We start from the raw sequence: 25,901 nt of genomic DNA, 5'->3' as shown, positions 1-25,901 counted from the left end.
ATTATCGAATTTTTTTTAAATCGAAACAATAATATGAAAAAGATACTGCTAGGAATGTTGCTGCCCGTTCTTACTTTGGTGTTGGTCACCTCATGTGAGAAAGATATGGATAGCAATCCTACATTCCACGAAAATACTACAGGATTTGTATTGAATATGCCTGCCAACGCAGCCAATAATGTATTGGACTTGCTGACTACTGATCAACTCACTTTTACTACCAGCCAACCTGATTATGGTGGCATACCTTTGAGTACTAACTATGATGTGGAGATTTCTTTTGAAGATTTCAGTGCGGAAGAACCTGTGTACAAAGTTGTGGCAAGCTCGACTTCTGCTACCATTAAAGTATCGGGTAGTAGATTGAATGATGCTGTAATTACTATGTTTCAGGATGCCAATGAAGGTGTGACATATCCTTCTAATGAAGTGAAAGACCTCTATGTACGCTTACATGCCAATGTTAATGGTATGGAGTTGGGGAGTTGTTACTCTAATGTTATAAAGATCCAAGTGATAGCTACTTATCAGGCTCCGAGTATTACATTGCCTGAGGATATCTATGTATGCGGTTCGAGTATAGGAACTGCTTGGACAACTTGGAGACCAATGGCGCTTATTAATGGTATGGCTGGTAACTTCTTTACAATAGTTTACCTTCCTAATGATGCCGAATTCAAATGGGGAACTTATCCTCAACAATGGCTGGGTCATGCCGATTTTAAAACTATTGATGATCAAGCCGGTGCGGATGTTTCTGACAATGGTGGTAATGTGAAAGTGAAAAATGGTGGATGGTATACACTCTACATTAAGGGTAAGATTAATGGTGAAGCTATTGATTACACACTGACTTTTTATCCTGCACAACTTCTGGTTACAGGTGATGCTAATGGAGGATTTACTCCAGGCACTCCTTCAGCTCCGATGATCGCTCCCGCTGATAATACTGGTCAATGGATATCTGCTGAATTTGTATCTGGAGGTGAACTACGTGCCTATGCTCAAGTAGGTGATTTTGATTGGTGGAAAACTGAATTTACGCTTTTGGAGGGTAAAGTTTTCTGGCGTGAGAATGCAAATATCGCCAGCAATTGGAACACTGATATGGGTTCTGAATACAGCGTAAATGCTGGAGCGGGCCAGAAACTCTATCTTACTGTAGGTGCTACTGAAGACGGTGTAGATAGGGGTGAGGTAAAATAACCTGAATGATAATCTTATTTTAAAAGAAAAACATTATGAAGAAAAATCAAATACTCGCAGGTATATTCCTCGCCGGAATTACCTTAGGTGCTTGTACGGAAGATTATACGGATTGGGCTGACCCCCAATCCAATTCTCCTGAAGAAGCGGCCGCTAAATATGAAATCAGTTTTGCCGCAGGTTCCGATGCAGTTGTGGATATGGATAAGTTTTACAGTACTATCGAAGCGGAAGAACAAAAGACAGACTCTGTGGAAATTGCCGTTCTCTCTTCATCGAATTCAGAGGTGGCTTCTATTAAGATGAACAGCATAAATATTAACGGTGTGACTATCAATGCGGCATTTAAAGAAGGGAATATTGTGAAGGTGAATACTCTTGAACTTGATTCTGTAGTTCGTGATGCTTTCTTCAGCCGTGCTCATGTAGAGCGTGTACTCAATGTAAATATGAATGTTGCTGTTAAATTGAAAAACGGTGAAGCGGTAAACACTTCAGGTACTTCTCAAGCTAAACTTACTCCGATTACTACTCCGGAAATTTCAGCTGATGGGTATATGTTGTTGGGAGATTTAGTAGAGAGTAATGGATGGGATGTTGAAAATCCTGTAATCATGAAACCAGTTGAAGGTAAAGAGGGAATTTTTCAAGCTACAGTGGAAACTAAGAATGAAAGCTCTAACTATTTCAAACTCTATGAAGCTTATGACATAGCTGCTGGTTGGGATGGTGCTAATGCCGGACAGATTGGTTGTCGTGTGAATGGTGATGACAAGACTGAAAACTTTGCAGTTTGGACGGGTGACGTATATAAAGTGGAAACTCCTGTCATTACTGGGAAAGGACATTTTATAGTTACATTTGATGCTGTAAATTACATTTATTCAGTTGCTCCTGCTACTGCTTATCTCTATATGGCTGGTGATGCAAACGGATGGAAACATATTGATGTGATGGCAAGTCCTGAATTCAATAATGTCTATAAGGGGTATATGTACCTTAATCAGAAAGGTTTCAAGTTCAGTTCGGAGGACAGTTGGAATGGTACTAACTATGGTGCAGATTTTAGCACTGCCGCTGATGCTGCCAATATAATGATGACCGAAGAGGCAGGTTTCTATCAGATAGTTGTTGACTTGAATGAGAAAACTTATACTTTGACCCCCATTGCGATAGGTATTATTGGCCCTGCTACTCCCAGTGGTTGGGATGCAGACACGGACATGGAATTGGTAGAATATACTGAAGAAGGCAAGGGTACAATACATTATTGGACCATCACTACTGAGTTGAAAGCAGATGAATTAAAATTCCGTGCCAATGATGATTGGGATATTAGTTGGGGTGGTACTAGCGAAAATCTAACGACCAATAATGGTGCTAATCTGAAGATTGCAACGGCTGGTACATATACTATCAATCTATATCCCCTTTGTGAAGGCAAAGCTTATTGTACGATTGAAGCCGCTAACTAGTTAAGGTAAACAGTAGATTATTTATAATAATTTTAAAGTTTAAGACTATTTGGCACTTTATAGAAGCCCTCTTTCTCGCATTGAAAAACGGGGAAGAGGGCTTTTACTTTTTCATTGAAACAATCACTAATATCGTTATGAAGAATTTTAGATCAGTATTCGTTATCTTATTTTTGTTTGCTTTATGTGTTGGAATTCATGCTCAACAACGTCTCTTGGGTGGTGATATTTCTTTGTTGCCAAGTTATGAAAAAGCTGGAACCATATATCGTAATGAAAAGGGAAAGGCAATAAAACCTCTTGAATATTTTAAAGAGCAAAGCTGGAATGCCATTCGTGTTCGTCTCTTTGTTGACCCTTCAAAAGCTTCTGCTGAACACAAAGGTGAAGGAGTGTGCCAAGATTTAGATTATGTGACTAAATTTGGACAGCAAATAAAAAAAGAAGGTTATCAATTTATGCTTGATTTTCATTACTCTGATACATGGGCTGATCCCGGTAAGCAATTTATGCCTGAAAGATGGAAGAATGTTGATGTAGCTTCATTGCCGGATAGTATATATGAATATACTAAAAATAGTCTTGAGGTTATGGTGAAAGCGGGAGCTTCTCCTGACCTCATACAAGTGGGTAATGAAATAACCAACGGCATGTTGTGGCCAGTAGCAAAGGTGGATCCGCTTGGAATGGAAAATTGGGATTTGCTTGTGAAGCTGCTGGAAAGTGGTGCCAAAGCTTGTCGGGAAATTTGTCCTAAAGCAAAGATAATCATCCATACGGAGCAAGCAGGAGAGTGGAACAAAACTAAAACTTACTATAACCATTTACGAGAGCTTGATTACGATGTTATAGGGCTTAGTTATTATCCTATGTGGCATAAAGCCGTGGGGGTACTTGCTGCTACGCTTGATTCTCTCGCTGTTGACTTTCCTGATAAAGAGGTGATGATAGTGGAGACTGCCGCCTACTATTCGCATGAGAATGACCAATGGGCAAAAAGTGCGGATGAACATTCTGAATTCTATCCTATAACTACTGAAGGACAGCGCATATTCACTCACGAACTTGTGGCTGAATTACGTCGTCATGCCAACGTGACGGGATTATTTTGGTGGTTCCCCGAGGAAAACGCTTGCGGTAATAATGTAACAGAAGGTTGGATTAATCGTGGGCTTTTTGATAATCATACAGGCAAAGTTCTTCCTGCAATGAAAGAGTTTAGTCTGTTTGTTCAACCTTTGTAAATAGTATCTTTTATTTTATGTATGATGAAAACTAAAACTTTATTTTTATCTTTTGCTTTATTGCTATGTCAATTGGGATTTGCTAAACAAATCATGTCGTCAGAAAGACTTATTGAATATTCTAAGTTTGAATCTTCTATTATTCCTTCACAGGATAATTCTGATTGGCTCTCTTCACATCATTCAGGAAAGAAAAATGAGAAGATAGAAAAAGTGGAACCTGCTTTTTGGTGGTCTGGCATGAAGAATACCCGTTTACAGTTGATGGTATATGGTTCAAATATAGCAACATATAAACCTGAAATAAATCATCCGGGAGTTGTTTTGAAGGAAGTCTGTCCAATGGAGAGTCCAAACTATCTGGTTTTGTATTTAGATGTAAAAGATGCGGCACCGGGTAAATTTCAGATAGAATTCGTTAAAGGAAAACGTAAGCTGAATTATACTTATGAATTGAAAGAACGCCAACGTAAAGGAGAAGATAGGATTGGCTTTAATTCTTCTGATGTCGTATATTTATTAATGCCGGACCGCTTTGCCAATGGTGATGAAAGCAATGACTATATACAGATGAAGTATCCTTATACAGTAAATCGTAGAGATGTAAATGCTCGTCATGGTGGTGATTTAGCTGGTATTATGCAACATCTTGATTATTTGGATAGCTTGGGGATTACGGCAATCTGGACAACTCCTGTTTTGGAAAATGATATGGGTGAAGGCTCTTATCATGGTTATGCTGCAACGGATTACTATAAAATAGATCCTCGTTTGGGAACTAATGAAGATTATGTTCGTTTGGCGGAATCTATGCATCAACGTGGAATGAAACTGATAATGGATATGGTTTTTAATCATTGTGGAACCAATCATCCTTGGCTGCTTGATCCACCAATGCAGAATTGGTTTAATAATTCACATAAATATATCGAGACCAATCATAATAAGACTGTATTTTTTGATCCTTATGCTTCGGATATAGATAAGCAGGAACTGACGGATGGTTGGTTTGTGCCTACAATGCCCGATTTAAATCAAAGAAATCGTTTTCTTGCTGATTATTTGATTCAGAATTCAATCTGGTGGATTGAATATGCAGATTTAGATGGTATTCGCCAAGATACATATGTATATCCGGATCCGGATATGATGGTTCGTTGGTGTAAAGAAGTTTTTGAGGAATATCCAAATTTCAATATTGTAGGTGAAGTAATGATTCCTAATAACCCTGTAGGTACTGCATATTGGCAACAAAATAGTGTGCTTAATGAGAAAGCTAATACAAAGCTGAAATCTGTGATGGATTTTCGTTTGCGAACAATAGCTGGTAAAGTTTTCCATGAAGAAACTTCTTGGGATACTGGTTTGCAGCTTCTTTTCGAACATTTTGCTTATGATTTTTGCTATCCTGACATTAACAATGTGATGCGTCTACTTGAAAATCATGACACGGATCGCTTCTTATTGGAGACCCCGGAAAATTTGAATGCTTATAAGCAGGCAGTTACCTTGTTGTTGACAATTCCGGGCATACCACAATTGTATTATGGGCAGGAATTACTAATGTCTGGTAGTAATAAAATAGACTTTGGGTATGTACGTCCGGATATGCCGGGAGGTTGGAAAGGAGATGCAATTTCTGTTTTCCAGGAAAATGGAAGAACGGCTATGCAGCAGGAAGCTTTTGATTTTATGAGTAAGTTACTGCATTGGCGTAAAGGAAATGATGTTATTTCTAAAGGTAAGATGAAACATTTTATGCCTCGTAATAATGTATATGTGTATGAGCGTTCTTGTGATGGAAGAAGTATACTGGTTATAATGAATGGAATAAATAAAGAAGTTGATTTGGACTTGGCTCCTTATAAAGAAGTAATAGGAGATAAGACTAGTTCGAAGAATGTGTTGACGAACGGTAATGTGTCCTTAGGAAGAATACTTCATTTACAACCTAAAGAAGTGCTTGTACTTGAATTATAATGTTGAGTTATGAAAAAGTATTACCCTCATAATATTTTTAATGCTTGAATTGGATTGAAGTAATTTAGAAGAAATAGGTGCTACAGGAGAATATAGAAAAAGAGAGTGATTATTAAGATACTCTCTTTTTCTTAATGGGAGGGACTGTGAATAGATTGTTTTATAAATATTTAGTAATCTCTGTTTAATAGGAGATGATTATAATTTAGCGTATGAAAATAAGACTTTTTTTTCTACTATTATCTCTGTTGCTGTGCCAATGGACTATTGCTCAACAAACTGTATCATCAGGGAAACTTATAGAATATTCTCGATTTAACTCTACCATTGTTCCCTCTCGCAATGTTTTCGTATGGTTACCTACAGGTTACTCAACAAAAGAAAGATACGATGTCCTCTATATGCATGATGGGCAAATGCTTTTTGATGCAAATACTACATGGAATAAACAAGAATGGGGAATTGATGAAATTGTAGGAAAACTTTTGTCTGAGAAGAAAATGGAACCATGTATTGTTGTGGGAATAGCGAGTATTCCGGAAACGAGGTATGAAGATTATTTTCCCCAAAAAGCATTAAACTATTTACCGGATGAACAATTGCCGGAAGATATTAGTTTTAATGCAGATAACTATCTTCGTTTTCTGGTAGAAGAAGTTAAGCCTTTTATTGATAAAGAATATTCTACGAATAAGAGTGTTGAGCATACTTTTGTGATGGGCTCCAGTATGGGTGGCCTAATTTCACTATATGCACTTTGTGAATACCCGGAAGTATTTGGAGGGGCTGCATGTATGTCGACTCATGTTCCCATGATATTAAGTAAGGAACTATCTAAAGAAAAAGCGGACCAATGGTCGAGAGCTTTTAGGAATTATCTTGATGAGAACCTTCCGACGGCTAACAGTCGTATAATTTATATGGATAGAGGAGATGCTACCTTAGATGCTTATTATTCTCTTTATCAGGGTGAACTGGACAAATTGATGAGGAAGAAAGGCTGGAAAGGACCAATGTGGGTGTCTAGAGTATTTCCGGGAGCTGCACATACGGAAGTGGATTGGAATAAACGTTTAGATAATCCGTTATTATTTCTTTTAGGAACTGATAGAAAAGATTGTATTTGTGACAAAAAGGATACAGATGTGTCGCCTGATGATTATTTGATTTCTAAGTTTAAAGATGCTGACATCGTGTTATTGGCTGAAGACCATGGTGTTAAGGAAAACTTGGACTTCGTTAGAAAAATGATACCGAAGTTGTATGCGAATGGTATCTATATGTTAGGTATGGAATTTGGAGCATATGAGGATCAGAAGCAATTGGATTCATTGATAAATGCACCAAGATATAATGAGAATTTAGCTCGTCAACTGATGTTCAATTATAATACCCGTTGGGCTATAGTTGAGTATATGAATCTCTATAAAGCAGCTTGGGAATGGAATCACTCATTACCGGAGCAAGCGAAAAAGTTTCGTGTTTTAAATATTAGTTATCGCTACAATTGGGAAAAGTTTGAAGGAGCTAGAACTCCGGAAAATATGAAGCAAGTGTTTCCTTTAGGGAATACAGAAGACTTTCGGTGTACATTGTTGGAACGTGAAGTGTTGTCTGTTCACGAGAAAATATTGGTTCTGACTGGGACTATTCATGCATTTACGTCCTACCGTTTTCCTTATTATGATTATACTTCTCCTGGTTTTGTACGTTATGAGAATCGTTTTTTAGGAAATTTGCTGTATGATAAATATGGCAATAAAGTAGTATCTGTAGCTTTGCACCAGCCTTTCTTTAATTATCCTAATCAGCAACCAACATTAATTTCCCCAGCGGCTGGAAAGTTAGAACTAATAATGGAAAAATCTCAGAATAACCCCATTGGCTTTGATTTGAAAGGTTCTCATATTGGTGAACTGCACGATTATAGTTATTATTCAATGGGGCATAAAGATTTTATTCTATCCGATTTGTTCGATGGATATATATTCCTTAAACCAATAAGAGAATTATCCTCTTGTACTGTTGACTATAAGTTTATGGATGATACTAATTGGAATGAAGCTGTGAGTAATAGCCCTGATCCTGATTGGCAACCACGTCCACATGATAAGGAAGAATATTGGAGGGTAGTGGAGAACTTTATGAATATTGAAAAAAGATATGCGGATGTTCAATGAGGTGAAAGTATTGAGCTTTTTTATCCTCATATGGATAGTAAATAAAAATAAATGCTGTATTGTTGCTGTAAAAAGGTATGGTAATTGTCCACTAAAAAGTTCTGTATTTGATTTAATCTATTGATCTGTATTGCTTTATCATGTCGCTTTTTGTCCACATCTTTTTCTTTGTTATATTATACAAATGTGTTATTTTTGTTAGTGAACAAAAATATAATACTATGAAAACAAAAGCTTTATTGAAGAGTTTTGCATTATGCCTTATTGCAATCTTCACAATTAGTGCTCATGCTCAAATTAGCACCAATGAATTACCTCCAAGTTTTTCATCTGCTTTATTCTCTGTCCGTTCGGGTGATGTGATTAATTTGCCTATTCCTGATGTAGCTGAAGCATTACATGAGGATAGTTTGTTTGCGGATATGAAAGATATACCTTATAGAATAGGCTTACCTATTACTGTAAATTATACTTTAGAGAATTCAGGGAATTGGCATGTATTAGGTGATAGTGTAAGAGTATGGCGTTTGCGGTTGCATGTTGATAAAGCAAAGGCTTTATCATTGAACTATGATAGATTCTGGCTTCCAGAAAAGGCTAAATTTTTCGTATATAGTGCAGATAAAACTTTCTGTATAGGAGGCTTTACTGATTTAAATAATAAAGGGGCAAAAAAAAATCCAGCTAATTTTGCTACAGGACTTGTTGCCGGAAGTGATATAATATTGGAATACTATGAACCGATAAATGCTATTAGGGGCATTATCTCAATAGATAAGGTTATTTATGCTTATAAAGATATCCTAACTTATTCGGGAAATACTAGAACTCTGGGATTTGGAGATGCTTTGTCATGTAATGTGAATGTAAATTGTCCAGAAGGCGATGGATGGCAGAAAGAAAAAAGGGCTGTTGCATGTATATATTATGATGGATATTTGTGTACTGGGGCACTGATTAATAACACCTCTGGAGAAGACTATTTTTTGACAGCTAATCATTGTTTTTCAAACTATGATGCTCAAGGTAACAGCCAAATAAATCAAATGATTTTTTATTGGAATTATGAGAGTAAAGATTGCTCTAATGGAACAAATTTTAATCCTCCAACCTCAAGTGGAGCTAAATTGGTTGCTAATAATGAATATTCAGATTTTGCATTGCTTAAATTAGTAGAATCAGTTCGTAATATACCTGCATATATTCCATACTATTTAGGATGGACTAGGAGTTCTTCTCTTCCCACTAAAGGGACTGTAATTCATCATCCTCGGGGTGATATAAAGAAAATAGCTATTGATAATAATACTTTAGGAAAGGCTATTAATAATACTCATTGGAAAGCTACATATGATGTTGGAACGACGGAAAGAGGCTCATCTGGAGCTCCACTGCTTAATCAAAATAAGTTAGTTGTTGGTCAATTGCATAGTGGAGGTATTGGCTGTAATATATCAGATAATTATGGTCGTTTTGATGTATCGTGGGATTATGGAAGTGTAGCGACGAGAAGATTAAAAGATTGGTTAGATGCGAATAATACAGGTATGATGCAGTTAGAAGCAAGAGAATTGCTTCCAGAAATAGTAGGAACTAAATTTATTTGTGATAGTAGTACTTATTATATAAAGAATTTGCCAGCTAACGCAATGGTGGTATGGGAATATCCAACTGAAGCAAATAGTGCACCACGACCACAGTTTTATACTAATTATCCAGTACCTAATCAATGCACCATAAAAAATAAATATTATTATCCTTACAATGCAAATTTAGTAGCTAAGATAGTCTATAATGGAAATACTTTATTGACTTTATCAAAAGAAGTTATATCTGATACAAAATCCTATCCTTATGCAACCTATATACAAGAGGCTTGTCCTTTTTATGGGGTTAATCATCCGAGCATAAGCGGCAGAGTAGAGAACTCTACATTTGTACATCAAGGTTGTATGGTCCGTGTAACTTTTAACAGTGACTATGATAAAGATATCTATTATGACTCTTCAGGTGGAATTACTCATAAACCTTTATTTTGGAACTATCATCGGCCAACAAAGACTTTAGAATTTCAATTACCATATCGTTCTGGTGGTTTACCTTTTGCTTTTATACTTGATGGTGAAGGTGTATGTAAAAAGAAACGAATAATATTCTTTTCCTATACTGGTAACGGAAATGCACCAGCTTCTGCTTATTCATTGAAAGTGCTTTCTTCTTCAGAGAATATTAAAGAAATACGGTTAGTTACTGATGATGTGATAAATGCGAGGAATGGTCTGAACTGGAATTTGGAAGTATACAATGTAGCTTATGGGACAAAAGTTTTAGAAGTTAAAGGTATGACAGATTTATCTTATACGATGGATACTTCAGGATGGACTTCTGGTATGTATGTAACTCGTGTCATTATCGGAGATGAAATTTTGACTGAGAAAATAACAGTAGGAAAGTAGACTTAAAAATACAATAAATGCATTCTATAGCAAGAATGTGTGCTATGAGAATGGCATTTTTTTGCTTATAGAATGCAGTATTGTTGCTTTGAGAGCATTTACTATATAAGTAGAAACCTAAAAATATATTACTTATGAAAAACTTATTATTTTTTGCCTCTTTATTTTTTGCAATTTTATGTACCGGGTGTAGTAGAGATAAAGATAACAGTGATGCCGAGGATTGTTCTGAGGTTATTTGTACTGACGAGTTTTGCAGTATTGGAGTTAAAATAAAATACGAAGATGATACATCTGTCGTATTGGATAGTTATGAAGTTATAGAAGTTGCTACAGGAAAAGTGCGGGATGTTCTTAACTGGGGGAAAGAATTTAACACATATACCATCGCTTCAGATCTTGATAGAGGAGATTTTGCAGGAAAAGAGATTGAGTTGCAGTTTGTTGGTAAAATAGGAGAAAAAATAGTAGTTACTAAAAACTATGTTGTTTCAGCAAACTGTTGCCATACTTATTTGATAAAGGGTGATGAGGAGATTGTACTAAAGGAGAGGATACCTTAGTAGGGCGGTCAACCACTTAGTAGTAATCGAGTCATTACTACTAAGTTTAAAGCCTGTTTAAAAACTCCTTTTTAACCGATAACTTGTTGAGGTGTTATCACCAGAGCATTATTTCCGTGGACAGGCTTTTGTTGTGCTGGATAGCCCCTCTCATTTTACCATATCTCCATTACCAATCTTTTCTCAATTAGGAGAGAAAAGATTTGGACTAGTTCTAAATTTTTGCAAAAGTCTGCTATTTTAAATCTCCCCTTTTACCAAAGAGCAACTCGCCCCAAAGATCCTAAATCTAAACTGGCGGTATTTACTCCCATAGCTTTGAAAGCTCTTACAATAGTGGAGAATGATATACTTTTTCCACTTTCAATCTTCGATATTTGTGCTCTTTTAACTCCCATCAATTCACCCAGTTGCTCCTGAGTAAGATTCCTTGCCTCTCTGGCTTGTTTAATGGCTTCACCAATGAGAAAGGCATTCAAGTCAGCTTCGTATTTATCACGTTTCGGAGTGCCTTTTACACCTATAAATTCATCCTCTATTTCTTCAAGGGTATAGAAATCTTTTTCTTTCATAATCACTTATCTTTAGCGTTAAAATATCTGGTTCTTATCTCTTCAGCTTTCGCTATTTCTTTGGGTGGAGTTTTCTGCGTTTTCTTGATAAAACCATGGGTGGCTATGACCAATGTATCCGTGCCGTTCACTTTATCCCAAAAGGCTAATAGTCTATATTGTATGCCTCCGTATTGGGTTCGGAACTCCCAAATATCCGTGTCATCCAGTTTCTTGAATAGCACAGGATCTATTACAGATGTTGCTTTACGAATATTATAGGTTATTTTGTCGCTTATTTTAGAACTCAACCCTTTTAAAAATAGACGAGCCTCTTTAGACAGCACTACTTTAAATCTTGCATTTTCTTCCATGGTTTTATGTTTATCGATGCAAAATTACAAAGAAGTTTCCTTTTTAAGAAACAAAATCTGATATATTCTTGCTTTGTATTCACAACAGGAGTGTATGCTCTTATTCATGCAACCGTTTGCATTACTTCTTCTTCCTCTTCTGTTTCAAGCACTTGATAATCCGGAATAACTACTGTACTTTTGAACCATTAACTATAAATTGATACCGAATGAAAAGACTCTACGCTTTTTTTATTTGCTTGTTAGCTATTTTAGCTATGCAGGCGCAAATAGTAACTACTACTCCGGATTTTCCAACGGAGAATGATGAAGTCACCATTGTTTTTGATGCAACGAAAGGTACGGCTGGGTTGAAAGGCTTTACCGGTGATGTATATGCGCATACGGGAGTGACAATTGGGAACACAGTTTGGCAATATGCCCCCACTTGGGGAGATAATTCGACGAAGTATAAATTGACTCCATTAGGAAATGATAAATGGCAGCTGAAAATAACCCCCAATATTCGTGAATATTATGGTGTCAAAGATGGAGAAACTGTAACACAGTTAGCTTTTGTTTTTCGTAGTGCAGATAAATCAAAAGAAGGTAAGGACACGGGGAACAAAGATATCTTTGTTGATGTACATACTGCCGGTTTAACCGTTCGTTTTGATCAACCTGCCGAGAAAGAAAATTTGATTACCAACACTGTTCTTACAATTCAAGCTTCCGCTTCTGTTGCCTCTGCTTTGAAACTCTATGTAGATGCTACTGAAATAGCCATGGAAGCTAATGCTACTACAATTTCTAAATCTCACACGTTCTCAACTGCCGGCAGATATACGTTGAAAGCAGAAGCTACAGCCAATGGTAAAACTGTTTCTGCTACACAAGAAGTAACAGTACTGAATGGGACAAGCACCTCGGAGAAAATGCCCCAAGGAGTGCGTCCCGGTATTAACTATATTAGTGATACAGAAGCAACTTTAGTATTGCAGGCTCCCAAAAAGGAGTATGTATATGTAGTGGGGGACTTTAATGATTGGACTCCTAAATCGGATTATCAGTTGAAACAAGATGGTGAATATTTCTGGATAACTCTTTCCGGGTTGACAAAAGGTGAAGAATATGCTTTCCAGTATTTAGTAGATGGTTCTATTTATATTGCAGATCCTTATACTGATAAAGTACTGGACCCATGGAATGATTCGTATATTGAAAGTACGACATATCCGAACTTGAAACCTTATCCGACCGGAAAGGCAGAAGGCATTGTTTCGGTTCTACAGACTGGCCAGACTGCATATAATTGGAAAGTGAAAAACTTCGAACGTCCGGCTTCTGAGCAATTGGTTATTTATGAAATGTTGATTCGTGATTTTACTGAAGAACATACATTCAATGCTGCAAAAGAAAAACTGGAGTACTTGAAGAATCTGGGGGTAAACGCAATAGAACTAATGCCCGTTAATGAATTTGAAGGAAACACGAGCTGGGGATATAATCCTTCATTCTATTTTGCCGTAGATAAGTATTATGGTACAAAGAATGATTTAAGAGCTTTTGTGGATGAATGTCACAGTCAAGGGATGGCTGTTATTATCGATCTTGTGCTGAATCATAGCTTTGGTCAGTCTCCTTTCTATCTTCTGTATAAGGATGCAGATGGGAAGCCCTCTGCTGATAATCCGTGGTATAATCAAGAATCAAATATCAAGAATACGAGCCTTTCATGGGGATATGATTTTAATCATGAGAGTGAGTATACTCGTGCTCTGGTGGATAGTGTAGCTGGTTTTTGGATGTCGGAATATAAAATTGATGGTTTCCGTTATGACTTTACAAAGGGCTTTTCTAATACTCCTTATGGGGAGAATGACTGGGCAAATGGACCGGATAATGCACGTATTGCTAACTTGAAGCGTATGTCGGCTGCCGTACAAAAGCGGCAACCGGGTGCTTATGTTATTTTTGAACATTTGGCAGCTACTAGTGAAGAAAGGCAGTTAGGAGATGCGGGTATCTTGTTATGGTGTAATAAAAATGAAGCATTTTGTGAAACAGCTATGGGATGGAGTGGTTCAAAAACCGATTTTTCTGGTTTATATGCGGGAACAAGTATGCCTGCCGGTAGTTTAGTGGGATATATGGAAAGTCATGATGAAGAACGTACAGGGTTTAAAGCCTGGAAATGGGGAAATACCGGAGTAATAGCATCAACTACGAGTACAAATGCCGGAATGAGCCCTGCAACAGGAAGTAATATTAATCTCTCTACCCGTACCAAACGTTTAGCCACCAATGCGGCCTTCTTCCTTACCGTACCCGGACCAAAGATGATCTGGCAATTTGGTGAGTTAGGATATGATTTCTCTATAAACAACAATAGCGACGGTTCTGGATATGATGATCAAGGTGGTTTTCGTACCGACCCCAAGCCGATACGTTGGGACTACTTTGAAGATGCTGATCGAAAGAAATTGTATGAGACGTATGCTGCTCTTTTAGATTTACGTCATTCCTATCCTGAACTGTTTGCTTCAAATACTACATTTAGCTGGAAAGTAGGTACTGCTAACTGGGACAATGGACGTACTTTGTCGGCTACTTCCATTGACGGCAAGTCTCTTGTAGTTGTTGGCAACTTTACGTTGGCAGATAAGAACTTTTCTGTAACTTTCCAGGAAACTGGTACATGGTATGAGTTACTGAAAGACAATGAGCCTTTGAATGTGTCAAGCACTACACAGACTATTGCTGTTCCTGCCCATGAATTCCGTCTCTTTACTAACTTTAAACCGACTCTGACAGGTATCGAGACTACTGCTCCTGATGCCGAAAAGCCTTTAATATATTACAATAGAGGTATGGATACTTTGGTGCTGCCTGCCGGAGAAGCTAAACGCGTAGAAGTATATTCTGTGAATGGAATGTTGGTGATGACACAGGAAAAATGTACTTCTGTCGGTTTGTCTGCTTTGCCTGTTGGTTATTATATGGCACGGGCTTATATGGAAGATGGCAGAGTACAGGTTTGCAAAATAATGAAATAGATTAGTTACGATAAAATAGGTTAGTTGCTGTAAATATGATCAACAACAAAGTGAATTTATGCTTTTCGAAGAAAGCTGCGGGTATATTACTCGCAGCTACTTCTTTTTTAGTGATGGCTTGTAGTGAAAATGTAAAAGAATTGCCTACGTTAAGTACGAACGAATTAAGCATTACCATACCTGACGGACAGTCACGTGAATATTCTTATACAGACAAAAACGGAGGTTTCTATTATGGAATGACCTCTACGGATGATTGGGGAGATTGGTATGCAGGTTGGAATATTTATGCCAAACGTATCTTTGCCGATTACCGTTTGTATGTGGATGGAGAAAGATTGCTTCGGGAAAATGCCCGCACATCGGTATATCCTGACAAATTAGTTCGCCGATATGAAAAGGCTGTGGAAACATTCTGTCTGGTGGATGAACCGAAGCTGTTGTATGTTCGTATGGATAGTGTACAAGGGAAGCAGATCTCATTCATGCTGATGGGGGAAAATGTGGTGGATGCACGGAAGGATGGAAATTCTGTACTCTATACAACGAAAGAGTCACCGGAAAATGTAATACGTATAGCACCCGTAGCGGAGACAGGAATTGAGTTTGCAGATAATCTGATAACTGTTCCGGTAGCTGCAGGTGGTTTCCTGATTGCTTTTGGTACGGAAGAAGATAGCCGGCAAGCAATAGATGGTTTCCGTAAAGAAGGAGAGAAGTGGTTGGCTGCACGTAGTCAGCGTATTCAATCCTTACTGAACCATAATCCTTTAAAGACCAATCTGGATTCTTTGGATCATGCCCTTGCCTGGATTATGCTTACCAATGATCAGTTGATCACTCATCAGCACGGTGGTTATGGTATGTATGCCGGTTTACCCTGGTTCACGGACTTCTGGGGGCGGGATATGTTTATTTCTATGCCGGGTGCAGTGCTTTGTACAGGGCAGTTTGATACGGCACGTGATATTCTTGCGTCATTTGCACGTTATCAGGATACCATTTCCACATCTCCTACTTACGGACGTGTACCTAATCGTTTGAATCTGGAAGGTATTCTTTATAATACCACTGACGGAACCCCTCATTTCGTTATGCAGGTGCACGATTATCTGAAATATACGGGTGACACCGCCTTCGTGAAAGAAATTTATCCTTCAGTGAAGATTGCTACAGATGCTTCTCTCCGCCTGTATACGGACGAAAAAGGGTATCTTACCCATGCGGATGCGGACACTTGGATGGATGCCAAACGTCAAAGCAAGTATCCCTGTTCACCACGTGGCAATCGTGCTGTGGATGTGCAGGCATTGTGGTATACCCAATTGACGAATGCCTCGGATCTTGCCCGCTACATGAACCGTGAAGAAGATGCTCAGCGTTGGAATCTTGCCGCGGAGCGTCTCCGCTCAAATTTTGAACAGGATTTTGTAGACACAGCCGCCCAGTCAATCTATGATCATCTGAATACAGATGGAAGTGGGGATGCGCAATTCCGCCCCAATGCTATCTATGCGTTGGATCTGGTTTCTGATCCTGACTTGAAGATGCATGAGACAAAAGAAGTTTGGGAACGTCTGGTATATCCGTGGGGAGTGTCTTCACTCGATCAGTCCGACGAACAGTTTCATCCTTATCATGAGCAATGGTATCGTTATCATAAAGATGATGCTTATCATAATGGCACGATATGGCTTTGGAATAATGGTATGGCCATGCAGCGGATGATAGAAAACGGACAAGCTGACATCGCGTATACTTTGTTCAGGAACATGAACCGCCAGGCACTTGCGGAAGGTGCTGTCGGCAGTTTATCAGAGAATGCGGATGCATGGCCACGTGCCGGGCAGACATGGGTGCGTCGAAGTGGAACTTTCCTGCAGGCGTGGAGTAATAGCGAGCATATCCGCGTGTGGAATCAATACTTCCTGGGAATTCGTCCTGATATGCTCAATCATTCCATAACCATTGATCCGCAGCTTCCTTCTGAATTGAAGGTAGTGGATAGTCGGGTAAATATAGGAGATGGTACATTACGTATGATTATTGCTAAAAACGATGCGAGCGGAACTTACCGCTATGAATGGACCGGTACACCCGTAACTCTCAAACTGGATATCGATTCTTATCAGACATTGGATGTTCCGGTTTCAACAGATCACTCGGTAAGTATCAGGACAGAGGGAGCACGTATGACAGTGGATGTCTCTGATGCCTCCGGTAAGAAGACAGCCAATTACGTAGCAGAACGGGATGCACTCAAGCAGGAACAGAAGAAACAACAAGATGATTATTTTATGAATACTCATTTTGCAAAGCCTTCTTACAGAGAAAATATGAAGAGTATGTCCCGTTACTTTGATCCGCCATTGACGTATCAGAGTGTGGAATAATTCTATTCGTAAATCTTATTCAGCAATTTATTCAGCCACTCCCAGCGGAAAAGAAACCAGCGGCGGGTACTGCTTTGTTTACCGCCGAAGCGTAAGACAAATTCGCGGTAACCGTGCTTGCGGAAGGGGAGACCGACATCCATAAATTCAAGGTGACGGTATCCCCGCTGCTTGGCATCGAACAGAGCATACCATACGGCAAGTATACCCGGGTATTGAAGGGCATACGTCTTGCGCATACCACCAGAGAACCAAAGGTAAGCACTGTCTTCGGAATAGATGCAGGCACTGCCGCCTATTATTTTATCTTTGTAAGTGACAATGAATATTTTGCTTTGTTCCCCTTTCATCATTTCTTCTTCCATGCGTAAGAAGAACACTCTGCTGGGGAAATGACGGCGTATTTTAGAAGAATAGACATGGTGCAGCATCTGGGAGAATGCATGCACTTCCTCCGGAGTATGAGCTTCCTTTACTTCTGCACCATTTTTTAATCCTTTTTTGATTTGTCGGATGCGCGAGGGACTGAAGCGGCTTTCTACATGCTCAATGCTATGTAGTGAATTACGTACCCGTAGCCAGTTTATGGCGAAGTAATGGTTTTTGCGGAAAGATTTATAACCGAACAGGGAGTTTTCCAGGTTACGGAATTCAATAAGGAATGCCTCCCGTAACGCTTCAGCCGTTAACCGTTGCAACATCTCACCAAAGACAAATTCTTTGTCGATAGTTTCATCAAAATACTCTCCTGTTCCATAAACCTCACATCGCTTGATAATGGCGGGCGGGAACAGACGGGCGCTCTTTCGTACTGCTGCCAATAGCTTGGCGACAGGCTTTTCGGCTTCTGATGCAACGATGAGAAGGGGCGTATAACCCGGGGTTGCTTCGTAGATATGAAACAACTCGATGGAGTGAAATGTATTATTGCCCGGCAGTTCCGGGATGTCACTCCCGTGGTAATATGTCGTCAGTTTCAAAGGCATTGACTGCAAATTTAGAAAATAATCTTGTATCTTTGCGTTCCTAAATGGTTATTTAGCGCAATGCGCTAAATAAGTTACTAATAAAATATGATATATGGAAAATTTCAGTGAATTGCTAAAAGTGCGCCGCAGTATGCGGAAATTTACGGATGAAGAGTTGACGCAGGAAGAGGTGGTTACCCTGATGAAAGCTGCGCTGATGTCACCCACTTCCAAGCGGACAAATGCATGGCAGTTTATTATGGTAGACGATAAGGAGTTGCTTGAAAAACTATCACATTGCAAGGCGCAAGCGTCGCAATTTATTGCTGATGCACCGTTGGCAATTGTAGTGACGGCTGATCCGTTAGTGAGTGATGTGTGGATTGAAGATGCTTCCATTGCTTCGATTATTATACAATTACAGGCAGAAGATATGGGCTTAGGCAGTTGCTGGGTGCAGGTGCGCGAACGTTTCACCGCTTCCGGTATGCCGTCCGATGAATATGTGCGCGAAGTGCTCGATATTCCTTTACAACTGCAAGTGCTCAGTGTCGTTGCTATCGGACACAAAGGCATGGAACGTAAGCCTTTCAGTGAAGAACATCTGCAATGGGAAAAAGTTCATATCAATAAATACGGAGGAAAGTAACGGTGGGTGCAGCAAAAGCAAACAATAACCGCGATACTTACAGGGCCACAGCGGTTACGTTGATTGTTTTCGGTATACTTTATCTGGTGGACAAATTGATACATTTCTCAAGTATTGGTTTGCCGTGGGTGATGAATAAAGATAATTTTCTGCTTTATACGGCGGTGATATTTCTCATCTTCAAGCGTGATAAATCGGTGGGACTGGTGTTGATTGGTCTGTGGCTGATACTGAATTTCGGATTGATAACGGCATTGCTCGGCACGATGTCTGCCTATCTGCTGCCTGTGACTTTGCTGGTTCTCGGAATTATTCTATATTGGCTGGCTACAAGATGAAAAGGAGTGTACAAGATACGCCGGTAGTCTTTATCGGTGCCGGAAACCTCGCAACGAACCTGGCCAAGGCTTTATATCAAAATGGTTTTCGTATAGTACAGGTCTACAGCCGTACAAAAGAGGCAGCATGTGCCTTGGCTCAAGCGATAGAGGCGGAATATACGACTGAACTTTCGGAAGTATCCAGGGATGCCCGGCTCTATATTGTCTCTTTGAAGGATGCTGCTTTCGTGGAATTATTACCCGAGATTGTTGCCGGGAAGGAAGATGCTTTGCTGGTACATACAGCCGGGAGCATTCCGATGAGCATTTGGGAAGGAAAAACTTCGCGTTACGGTGTGTTTTATCCTATGCAGACTTTCAGCAAACAGCGCGAGGTGGATTTCCGTACGATTCCTTTCTTCATAGAGAGCAATTCATCCGAAGATACGGAATTGTTGAAGGCAATTGCTTCTGTCCTTTCGGAAAAGGTGTATGAAGCTACTTCTGAGCAGCGTAGAAGTCTGCATCTGGCAGCTGTGTTCACTTGTAATTTTACGAATCACATGTATGCTCTGGCGGCTGAATTATTGAAGAAATATAATCTTCCATTCGATGCGATGCTACCCCTGATTGATGAAACAGCCCGTAAAGTGCATGAACTGGAACCAAAGCAGGCTCAGACAGGTCCGGCTGTACGTTATGATGAAAATGTAATCAATAAGCATCTGGAGATGCTTGCTGATGAACCGGAGATGCAGGAATTGTATCAGCTTGTGAGCGAGAATATACATCGTTTGCATAACAAGTAATGTTTCGATGCATAACAAGCAATGTTTTTTTTGAAAGGTAACCTAATTTAAAAACCGAATATAGTGAGTACTATCAATTACGATCTGAAAAAGATAAAAGCACTTGTATTTGATGTTGATGGCGTTTTGAGTGCTAACGTCATACCGATGAGTTCGGATGGAGAACCGATGCGTACCGTGAACATTAAAGATGGTTACGCTTTGCACCTTGCCTGCAAACAGGGTTTGTTACTGGGAATCATTACCGGTGGACGCTCCGAAGCTGTTCGCAAACGCTTTATGGCCTTGGGAATTCCTTCTGAGGATATTTACATGGCTTCTTCCGTAAAAATCCATGATTATCATGATTTTCGTGACCGCCATGGCTTGAAAAACGAAGAGATTCTTTATGTAGGTGATGACATTCCGGATATTGAAGTAATGCGTGAGTGCGGATTACCTTGTTGTCCTAAAGACGCATCAGCAGAAGTGAAGACCGTCTCCCGCTACATTTCCTATGCCAATGGTGGCTATGGCTGTGGTCGGGACGTTGTAGAACAAGTCTTGAAAGTTCAGGGACTTTGGATGGATGATAAAGCTTTTGGTTGGTAATCTCCTCTTATACTTAATGCTTAAAAATTAATACTTTAAATCGTTATGTTGGACAATTTAGAGAAATATAAGGTGATTCTTGCCTCGGGATCTCCCCGCAGGAGAGAATTGATGGCAGGTTTGGGCGTGAATTATGAAGTGCGGATTCTTCCGGATGTGGATGAATCTTATCCGGATACTTTGCAGGGGGAGGAAATACCGCTCTACATTGCTAAGGAAAAAGCGGATGCCTACATACCTATGATGCAACCAGATGAACTGATAATTACGGCGGATACGATTGTATGGCTGGATGGTAAGGTTCTTGGCAAACCCCGGGATAGGGAAGATGCTTTGCAGATGTTGCGGACTATGTCGGGGCGTACCCATGAAGTTTTCACCGGCGTATGCATAACCACTACCGATTGGCAGCGAAGTTTTACAGCACAGACTGAAGTACGTTTCGCCACATTGAGCGAAGATGAAATTATATATTACGTAGATAACTTCAAACCGATGGATAAAGCCGGAGCCTATGGAGTGCAGGAGTGGATCGGTTTTATTGGGGTGGAGAATATCTCGGGAAGTTACTATAATATCATGGGGCTTCCTGTGCAAAAACTATACAGGGAATTACTGAAGGTATAGTTTAATACTCTTTCTCGTTTGCCAGATTCCAGGCATTCAGAAAAGATGCTCTGGTTATCTCCACAATCTTTTCCCAATTCAATCTGTCGGTATGATCGGAGGGCTGGTGGTAGTCCGGATGTCCATCCGTATGATACCAGATAATAGGAACTCCCGCTTTGGCAAAGGAACCGTTATCACTACCGCCTATGGGGTTATCCCATGGACGATAGTCGGGCTCCAACCGGAGATTGTATTTCTTTATATCTTCTTTGAGCCACTTTCCAAAAGCCGCGTTGGCTTCTGTATGGAAATAAACCACGTGCATCGGTTGCTGCGGTTTATTGTTACGGCCTATCATATCGAAATTCAGATAACCCTTGACTTGTGAAATGAATGGGCAGGTTTGTACAAAGAATTTTGAACCCAGCAATCCTTTTTCTTCGCCATCCCAGAAAGCAAAAATAATATTTCTTTCCGGTTGTTTTCCGCTGGCAATGAATGCTTTGGCTATTTGTAGGACAGCTGATACTCCGGAAGCATTGTCATCGGCACCGTTATAAATCTGATCACCATCCAGAGCCGGATCTATTCCTAAATGATCGAAGTGTGCGCCGATAATTGCATACTCATTGACATTTTTACCAGGAATTATTCCCAGGACATTACTCATTGGGAGTTTCTGATGAACTTCTTTGCTGAATAAAGCAATCGAATCGGGGTGTACTTCCAACCGTCCTTTTTTCTGCCGTTCTCTCCGGTAGGCTTCAAAAGGTTGAAAATAATTGTCTCCTAATGGCTGTACTCCCATTGCCTGTAGCAATGAAGCGATATATTGCGCCGCTACCTTGGAACCGTGGTATCCGGCTTCCCGACCCTGTAATTCATCATGTGCCAGAAAACCGATATACGCTTCGGCGGATGCCCGGTTTATGCTTTCCAGTCCTTTTTCCACGGGAGTCTGTGCTGCTGCCAAATAGCTGAAACAACAGAGTATAGCCAGAATGCAGTATTTCTTCATCAGATATTTATTTATGCCTTTATTCAATTATATCCAGCATTAATGGAATTTCCTCGGCTGCGATACCTTGCTTGAGCAGGCTGTTCCGGTCTCTGTCGAATATGTCCAGGAATGCATCTTTGCTACCACTTTCTGCCATAGCTTTACCATAGAGTCCGGCAGCTTTTTCTATATTTCCCAATACCCATGCCACGTGTCCGGCATTGAGATAATCTGTTGCAAGAGGTTTGGAGGCGAGAAGTTTGTCATAATACTTCATAGCCTGTTCATGCTTACCACTGACAAATGAGCACCAGCCGATACCGCGCCATGCTTTCATGCAGTTGTTTTCCAGAAAGTCCAGTTTGAAGAAGTATTGTAGTGCATCTTCGTATCTTTTCTGCTCTGCCAGGCAACTTGCGGTATAGAATAACACATTGTGGTTTTCTGGTTGAATTGTTTCCACACGGTGGTAGTATTCCAGAGCGGCATCGAATTTCTTCATCTGACGGTAACAGGTAGCCAGATGGCGGAGCGTCCACAAATGATCAGGTTTCAGCATATCGGCTTTCAGATAAGCATCCACAGCTTCCTGATAGCGTTTCTCCTTTTGCAGGCAGAAGCCTGTTTTCTGGAAAATATCCGCATTGGCCTGTTTCCGGTCTATCAATATCCGGTAGAGCTCCAATGCTTCGGCAGGGTGCTCTTTGCGGAAATGGAAATCGGCAACAGCCACCAATAGTTCGGGAGCACTCAGCAATTCTTTCAGCACAGGATTACGGTGCAAAGCAATCTCTTCCTGGAAGATGTTGTGGAACTCATTTCTACGTTGGCTGAGTTTGAAGAAACGATATAAATCGTGAATATACTGGTTGCTGATAACGTCAGGCCGTTCTGCGTATTGCTTCAGACTGGCGCTATTCTTCTCTTCCATAAAGTCACTTTGGTCCTGGGGCGTCATCTGGCTTAACATCATATCCCGCTGTCCTTGCGGAAGTTGGGCAATGGTGAAACAGAATGAATACTTATCACTGTTGCAGAAGAATCCGGATTGCAGAATAATAGAGAGTACAGAACTTTCACTTGTCTGGTTCAAGCCGACCTGGTGGATAATACTGGAGTGCATCCGGTCGAAAGGATAGAACCAGTTGTGTGGTTCGCGGAAGAAAGGATAGCCTTTCAGTTGTGCGAATGTACTCATATAGACATCAGCGCCTTCCAACTGTAAATCGTTCATTTCTCGTATTTTGTCTCCCAGTCCTGATTGCTCGAAAGCCTGTTCCCAGTCCGGATTACGGTCGTTTTCATCAGTTTCTTCAAAACCGAATTTCATGTTGCGCATGATATTCACGTTCCTCATCATTTCGGGAATGATTTCTTCCCGCATCTTCTTGTCAATTTTCTCGGTTTCCTGGCTGCGAAGCAGTTGGATGTAAACACGGTTCACCTGTTTACTGAAGTCCGGATCTTCTCTGAAAAGAGAAATGCGTGCTTCCAGTTCCGGATAGAGTGTAATGCGAGTGGGGTAGAGATGCAGGGTGATGACAAGTCCTACCAAAGCCCTTTGGTTGATTTGCGGATGGGTATGGCGGAGTCCGTCGAGCAGCCAATTGATCTTACGTTCGTCGAAACACTCCATTAAACTAAGTGTGACAGCACTGACAAACAGACATAAATCATTGATTGGTAATGTTTCCGAGTGGAGCATATCTTCTGCCTCGGCAAATTCTTCCAAAGTCCAGTTATTGTTGCTCCAAGTGGTAAGAAACATAACCTGGTGTGTTTCTTCATGCCGTTTTAAGATAGCGTCCAAGCCTTGATAGTTTGCCAACTGCGATACGGCCATTTCGTCCGAGAATCCTTCCAGTATCCTCTGTTGGGCAGAGAGGTCATAAGCCTTCGGCAACTGGTTGGGATTTCTGCGCAAAGAATGATAGTAGTGGGTAGATATCTCATCCAGCAATAGGATGCGCGTCTGATCGGCAATTTCCCAGGTATCGGCTAATAGTTGACGATACAATTTATGCCGTTCCGGATCTTTCATTCCCAGCTTCATGTATTGCAGCATATACTGATAGGAAGTCTGGATTTGTTCCAGGCGGTTACGCAAAGTCCAGTCATTACTATTATATAAGAAAGCATCCAGCTGAACGAGAGCTTCTTTCAGCCGTTTATCTTCCAGTAAACTGACTATCTGATTATATTGTTTTTGGATGGATTGTTCATTCATATTCAGTCCTTTCTTTAATACTTTATTAGTATAAGGTACAAAAATGATGCCAAAAAAGTTCGGGTTCTTAGAAAATACTGACTGCAGTTTTGGTTGTCAGTAATTCCAGAGCTTTCATGCCCATTACGGAGTTGCCTTTGGAATTGAGTCGCGGACTCCATACAGCTACTGCATACTTGCGTGGGCATACAGCAGCGATACCACCACCGACACCACTTTTCCCGGGTAATCCTACCAGATAAGAAAACTCGCCGGCTTCATCATAGAAACCGCATGTTTGCATAATGGCATTGATACGCTTCACTTGCGAAGTCGTCAGTTCGGTTCCATCAAAACTGAACGGTCTTGTGTGATCGGCAAAGGGGAGGAAAGAATGTGCCAGTTCCCGGCAATTCATACCTATGGAACATTGACGGAAGTAGAAGCGAAGTACCCGCTCGATGTCGTTTTCTATATTGTCGTGATATTTTAGTATATTGGTGATGGCGGCATTCAGATATCCATACTCCCGTTCGGAAGCAGCCATGCTTTCATTATATTGAATCGTGTCATTGCCGCAGAGTTTCCGCACAAAAGAGAGATATTCCCTTTCCGGATATTCAAGTACTGAGAGTAAGACGTCTGCCATTACCAATGCCCCTGCATTGATGAGTGGATTGCGGGGGATTCCTTTCTCCATTTCCAGCTGAAAGATGGAGTTGAATGCATTGCCGGACGGTTCTACGCCTATGCGTTTCCAAAGTTCGTTACCTATCCGGCCAAAGCTCATGGCAAGAGAAAATACTTTTGAAATACTCTGCACGGCGAAACGTTCATCACTGTCTCCCTGGGCATATTCCTTGCCTTCGATGGTGCGCAGACAGATGCCATAACGATCAGGATTGACTTTCAGCAGTTCAGGGATATAACTTGCCGGTTTGCCTTCCTGTGCATATGGCTGTATTTCTTCGTATATTTCTTTCAGAATTCGGCTGTATTCCATAGCATGTAAGGTTTTTCTTTAGAAGCGCACTTGCAACTGTGCTTGTAATAAATTACTGTTTTCTCCGATATGGCGGTTGCAGTACGTATATTGTGCCTGTACTCTGCACTTAGGATAAAACCAGTATTGCAGTCCCACTACGTAATTGGTTTGCTTGTCATCCAGCACTTTGCTTTTGTTAAAATAGTCATAAGATGCAATGACATCCACTTTGGGGAATACATGTGCAGATGCCGTTACGTAGTAGCCGTCGCTTTTCACGTGTCCATCTTTTCCGGCCAGGTATTCT

20 protein-coding genes and 1 pseudogene are annotated in these 25,901 nt (G+C 40.3%); 14 read left to right on the top strand and 7 right to left on the bottom strand.

All coding sequences use genetic code 11. The annotated features are described in order from the left end of the window. Nucleotides 1-33 precede the first annotated feature (33 nt). From BACCELL_RS24180 to BACCELL_RS24150, 7 genes are all read left to right on the top strand, one after another. Nucleotides 34-1,206 carry a SusF/SusE family carbohydrate-binding protein gene (locus BACCELL_RS24180; RefSeq protein ID WP_007214776.1) on the top strand — a complete coding sequence of 391 codons (1,173 nt, stop codon included), beginning with the start codon at nt 34-36 and terminating at the stop codon, nt 1,204-1,206. 35 nt (nt 1,207-1,241) lie between these two features. Continuing rightward, a complete protein-coding gene (locus BACCELL_RS24175; protein ID WP_007214775.1) occupies nt 1,242-2,681 on the top strand; it encodes an Outer membrane protein SusF domain-containing protein in 1,440 nt (479 codons plus the stop codon). 137 nt (nt 2,682-2,818) lie between these two features. After that, nucleotides 2,819-3,925, top strand: coding sequence for a glycosyl hydrolase 53 family protein (locus BACCELL_RS24170; protein ID WP_044154357.1), 1,107 nt, complete (start codon nt 2,819-2,821; stop codon nt 3,923-3,925). Nucleotides 3,926-3,946: 21 nt separating this feature from the next. Continuing rightward, a complete protein-coding gene (locus BACCELL_RS24165; RefSeq protein ID WP_007214773.1) occupies nt 3,947-5,905 on the top strand; it encodes a glycoside hydrolase family 13 protein in 1,959 nt (652 codons plus the stop codon). A 212-nt stretch (nt 5,906-6,117) separates the two neighbouring features. Next, nucleotides 6,118-8,085 (top strand): alpha/beta hydrolase, encoded by a 1,968-nt coding sequence (locus tag BACCELL_RS24160; protein WP_044154356.1) that lies wholly within the window; start codon nt 6,118-6,120, stop codon nt 8,083-8,085. A 221-nt stretch (nt 8,086-8,306) separates the two neighbouring features. Further along, on the top strand, nt 8,307-10,541 hold the full coding sequence (locus tag BACCELL_RS25825; RefSeq protein ID WP_149949648.1) for a trypsin-like serine peptidase: 2,235 nt from the start codon (nt 8,307-8,309) through the stop codon (nt 10,539-10,541). A 134-nt stretch (nt 10,542-10,675) separates the two neighbouring features. Beyond that, the gene (locus BACCELL_RS24150; RefSeq protein WP_007214769.1) at nt 10,676-11,104 is read left to right on the top strand and encodes a hypothetical protein; all 429 of its coding nucleotides are present in this window, start codon (nt 10,676-10,678) and stop codon (nt 11,102-11,104) included. Nucleotides 11,105-11,358: 254 nt separating this feature from the next. Here the strand turns inward: BACCELL_RS24150 and BACCELL_RS24145 are convergent, their stop codons facing one another. Both BACCELL_RS24145 and BACCELL_RS24140 read right to left on the bottom strand, forming a co-directional pair. Next, nucleotides 11,359-11,676 carry a helix-turn-helix domain-containing protein gene (locus BACCELL_RS24145; RefSeq protein ID WP_007214768.1) on the bottom strand — a complete coding sequence of 106 codons (318 nt, stop codon included), beginning with the start codon at nt 11,674-11,676 and terminating at the stop codon, nt 11,359-11,361. Between the two features lie 2 nt (nt 11,677-11,678). After that, nucleotides 11,679-12,029, bottom strand: a complete 351-nt coding sequence (locus tag BACCELL_RS24140; protein ID WP_007214767.1) for a type II toxin-antitoxin system RelE/ParE family toxin — start codon at nt 12,027-12,029, stop codon at nt 11,679-11,681. A 209-nt stretch (nt 12,030-12,238) separates the two neighbouring features. Between BACCELL_RS24140 and BACCELL_RS24135 the strand changes: the two genes are divergently transcribed. Continuing rightward, complete coding sequence (locus tag BACCELL_RS24135) at nt 12,239-15,064, top strand: DUF4961 domain-containing protein (protein WP_007214765.1); 2,826 nt, start codon at nt 12,239-12,241, stop codon at nt 15,062-15,064. Nucleotides 15,065-15,099: 35 nt separating this feature from the next. Next, the gene (locus BACCELL_RS24130; RefSeq protein ID WP_007214764.1) at nt 15,100-17,457 is read left to right on the top strand and encodes an amylo-alpha-1,6-glucosidase; all 2,358 of its coding nucleotides are present in this window, start codon (nt 15,100-15,102) and stop codon (nt 17,455-17,457) included. A gap of 2 nt (nt 17,458-17,459) precedes the next feature. Here the strand turns inward: BACCELL_RS24130 and BACCELL_RS24125 are convergent, their stop codons facing one another. Continuing rightward, nucleotides 17,460-18,443 carry a GNAT family N-acetyltransferase gene (locus tag BACCELL_RS24125; protein WP_007214763.1) on the bottom strand — a complete coding sequence of 328 codons (984 nt, stop codon included), beginning with the start codon at nt 18,441-18,443 and terminating at the stop codon, nt 17,460-17,462. A 94-nt stretch (nt 18,444-18,537) separates the two neighbouring features. Here BACCELL_RS24125 and BACCELL_RS24120 point away from each other — a divergent pair, with 94 nt between their 5' ends. The 5 genes from BACCELL_RS24120 (at nt 18,538) to BACCELL_RS24100 (ending at nt 21,421) form a co-directional block, all read left to right on the top strand. After that, a complete protein-coding gene (locus BACCELL_RS24120) occupies nt 18,538-19,074 on the top strand; it encodes a nitroreductase family protein (RefSeq protein ID WP_007214762.1) in 537 nt (178 codons plus the stop codon). A gap of 2 nt (nt 19,075-19,076) precedes the next feature. Then, the gene (locus BACCELL_RS24115) at nt 19,077-19,412 is read left to right on the top strand and encodes a hypothetical protein (RefSeq protein WP_007214761.1); all 336 of its coding nucleotides are present in this window, start codon (nt 19,077-19,079) and stop codon (nt 19,410-19,412) included. Continuing rightward, nucleotides 19,409-20,203, top strand: a complete 795-nt coding sequence (locus BACCELL_RS24110; RefSeq protein WP_007214760.1) for a Rossmann-like and DUF2520 domain-containing protein — start codon at nt 19,409-19,411, stop codon at nt 20,201-20,203. Before BACCELL_RS24115 ends, BACCELL_RS24110 begins: the two co-directional genes overlap by 4 nt. Nucleotides 20,204-20,266: 63 nt before the next feature. Then, nucleotides 20,267-20,794, top strand: coding sequence for a KdsC family phosphatase (locus BACCELL_RS24105; RefSeq protein ID WP_007214759.1), 528 nt, complete (start codon nt 20,267-20,269; stop codon nt 20,792-20,794). A gap of 45 nt (nt 20,795-20,839) precedes the next feature. After that, a complete protein-coding gene (locus BACCELL_RS24100; RefSeq protein ID WP_007214758.1) occupies nt 20,840-21,421 on the top strand; it encodes a Maf-like protein in 582 nt (193 codons plus the stop codon). A 1-nt stretch (nt 21,422) separates the two neighbouring features. Here BACCELL_RS24100 and BACCELL_RS24095 read toward each other — a convergent pair whose 3' ends face one another. The 4 genes and pseudogenes from BACCELL_RS24095 to BACCELL_RS27570 all read right to left on the bottom strand — a co-directional run. Then, the gene (locus BACCELL_RS24095; RefSeq protein ID WP_044154403.1) at nt 21,423-22,421 is read right to left on the bottom strand and encodes a M20/M25/M40 family metallo-hydrolase; all 999 of its coding nucleotides are present in this window, start codon (nt 22,419-22,421) and stop codon (nt 21,423-21,425) included. 19 nt (nt 22,422-22,440) lie between these two features. Further along, on the bottom strand, nt 22,441-24,630 hold the full coding sequence (locus BACCELL_RS24090; protein WP_007214756.1) for a tetratricopeptide repeat protein: 2,190 nt from the start codon (nt 24,628-24,630) through the stop codon (nt 22,441-22,443). A gap of 67 nt (nt 24,631-24,697) precedes the next feature. Then, complete coding sequence (locus BACCELL_RS24085) at nt 24,698-25,612, bottom strand: glutaminase (protein WP_007214755.1); 915 nt, start codon at nt 25,610-25,612, stop codon at nt 24,698-24,700. A gap of 18 nt (nt 25,613-25,630) precedes the next feature. Beyond that, nucleotides 25,631-25,901, bottom strand: a pseudogene (locus tag BACCELL_RS27570) (porin); the annotation flags it as partial.

Source organism: Bacteroides cellulosilyticus DSM 14838 (assembly GCF_000158035.1).
GTDB classification, from domain to species: domain Bacteria; phylum Bacteroidota; class Bacteroidia; order Bacteroidales; family Bacteroidaceae; genus Bacteroides; species Bacteroides cellulosilyticus.
This window is presented reverse-complemented; position numbering and strand designations above follow the sequence as displayed.

What these genes read in the sequence shown, in the direction of transcription:
- BACCELL_RS24135 (WP_007214765.1), top strand. Translation starts at nt 12,239, where the DNA reads ATGAAAAGACTCTACGCTTTTTTTATTTGCTTGTTAGCTATTTTAGCT.
- BACCELL_RS24150 (WP_007214769.1), top strand. Translation starts at nt 10,676, where the DNA reads ATGAAAAACTTATTATTTTTTGCCTCTTTATTTTTTGCAATTTTATGT.
- BACCELL_RS24125 (WP_007214763.1), bottom strand. Translation starts at nt 18,443, where the DNA reads ATGCCTTTGAAACTGACGACATATTACCACGGGAGTGACATCCCGGAA.
- BACCELL_RS24110 (WP_007214760.1), top strand. Translation starts at nt 19,409, where the DNA reads ATGAAAAGGAGTGTACAAGATACGCCGGTAGTCTTTATCGGTGCCGGA.
- BACCELL_RS24170 (WP_044154357.1), top strand. Translation starts at nt 2,819, where the DNA reads ATGAAGAATTTTAGATCAGTATTCGTTATCTTATTTTTGTTTGCTTTA.
- BACCELL_RS24180 (WP_007214776.1), top strand. Translation starts at nt 34, where the DNA reads ATGAAAAAGATACTGCTAGGAATGTTGCTGCCCGTTCTTACTTTGGTG.
- BACCELL_RS24120 (WP_007214762.1), top strand. Translation starts at nt 18,538, where the DNA reads ATGGAAAATTTCAGTGAATTGCTAAAAGTGCGCCGCAGTATGCGGAAA.
- BACCELL_RS24160 (WP_044154356.1), top strand. Translation starts at nt 6,118, where the DNA reads ATGAAAATAAGACTTTTTTTTCTACTATTATCTCTGTTGCTGTGCCAA.
- BACCELL_RS24130 (WP_007214764.1), top strand. Translation starts at nt 15,100, where the DNA reads ATGATCAACAACAAAGTGAATTTATGCTTTTCGAAGAAAGCTGCGGGT.
- BACCELL_RS24175 (WP_007214775.1), top strand. Translation starts at nt 1,242, where the DNA reads ATGAAGAAAAATCAAATACTCGCAGGTATATTCCTCGCCGGAATTACC.
- BACCELL_RS24095 (WP_044154403.1), bottom strand. Translation starts at nt 22,421, where the DNA reads ATGAAGAAATACTGCATTCTGGCTATACTCTGTTGTTTCAGCTATTTG.
- BACCELL_RS24100 (WP_007214758.1), top strand. Translation starts at nt 20,840, where the DNA reads ATGTTGGACAATTTAGAGAAATATAAGGTGATTCTTGCCTCGGGATCT.
- BACCELL_RS24085 (WP_007214755.1), bottom strand. Translation starts at nt 25,612, where the DNA reads ATGGAATACAGCCGAATTCTGAAAGAAATATACGAAGAAATACAGCCA.
- BACCELL_RS24140 (WP_007214767.1), bottom strand. Translation starts at nt 12,029, where the DNA reads ATGGAAGAAAATGCAAGATTTAAAGTAGTGCTGTCTAAAGAGGCTCGT.
- BACCELL_RS24145 (WP_007214768.1), bottom strand. Translation starts at nt 11,676, where the DNA reads ATGAAAGAAAAAGATTTCTATACCCTTGAAGAAATAGAGGATGAATTT.
- BACCELL_RS25825 (WP_149949648.1), top strand. Translation starts at nt 8,307, where the DNA reads ATGAAAACAAAAGCTTTATTGAAGAGTTTTGCATTATGCCTTATTGCA.
- BACCELL_RS24090 (WP_007214756.1), bottom strand. Translation starts at nt 24,630, where the DNA reads ATGAATGAACAATCCATCCAAAAACAATATAATCAGATAGTCAGTTTA.
- BACCELL_RS24165 (WP_007214773.1), top strand. Translation starts at nt 3,947, where the DNA reads ATGATGAAAACTAAAACTTTATTTTTATCTTTTGCTTTATTGCTATGT.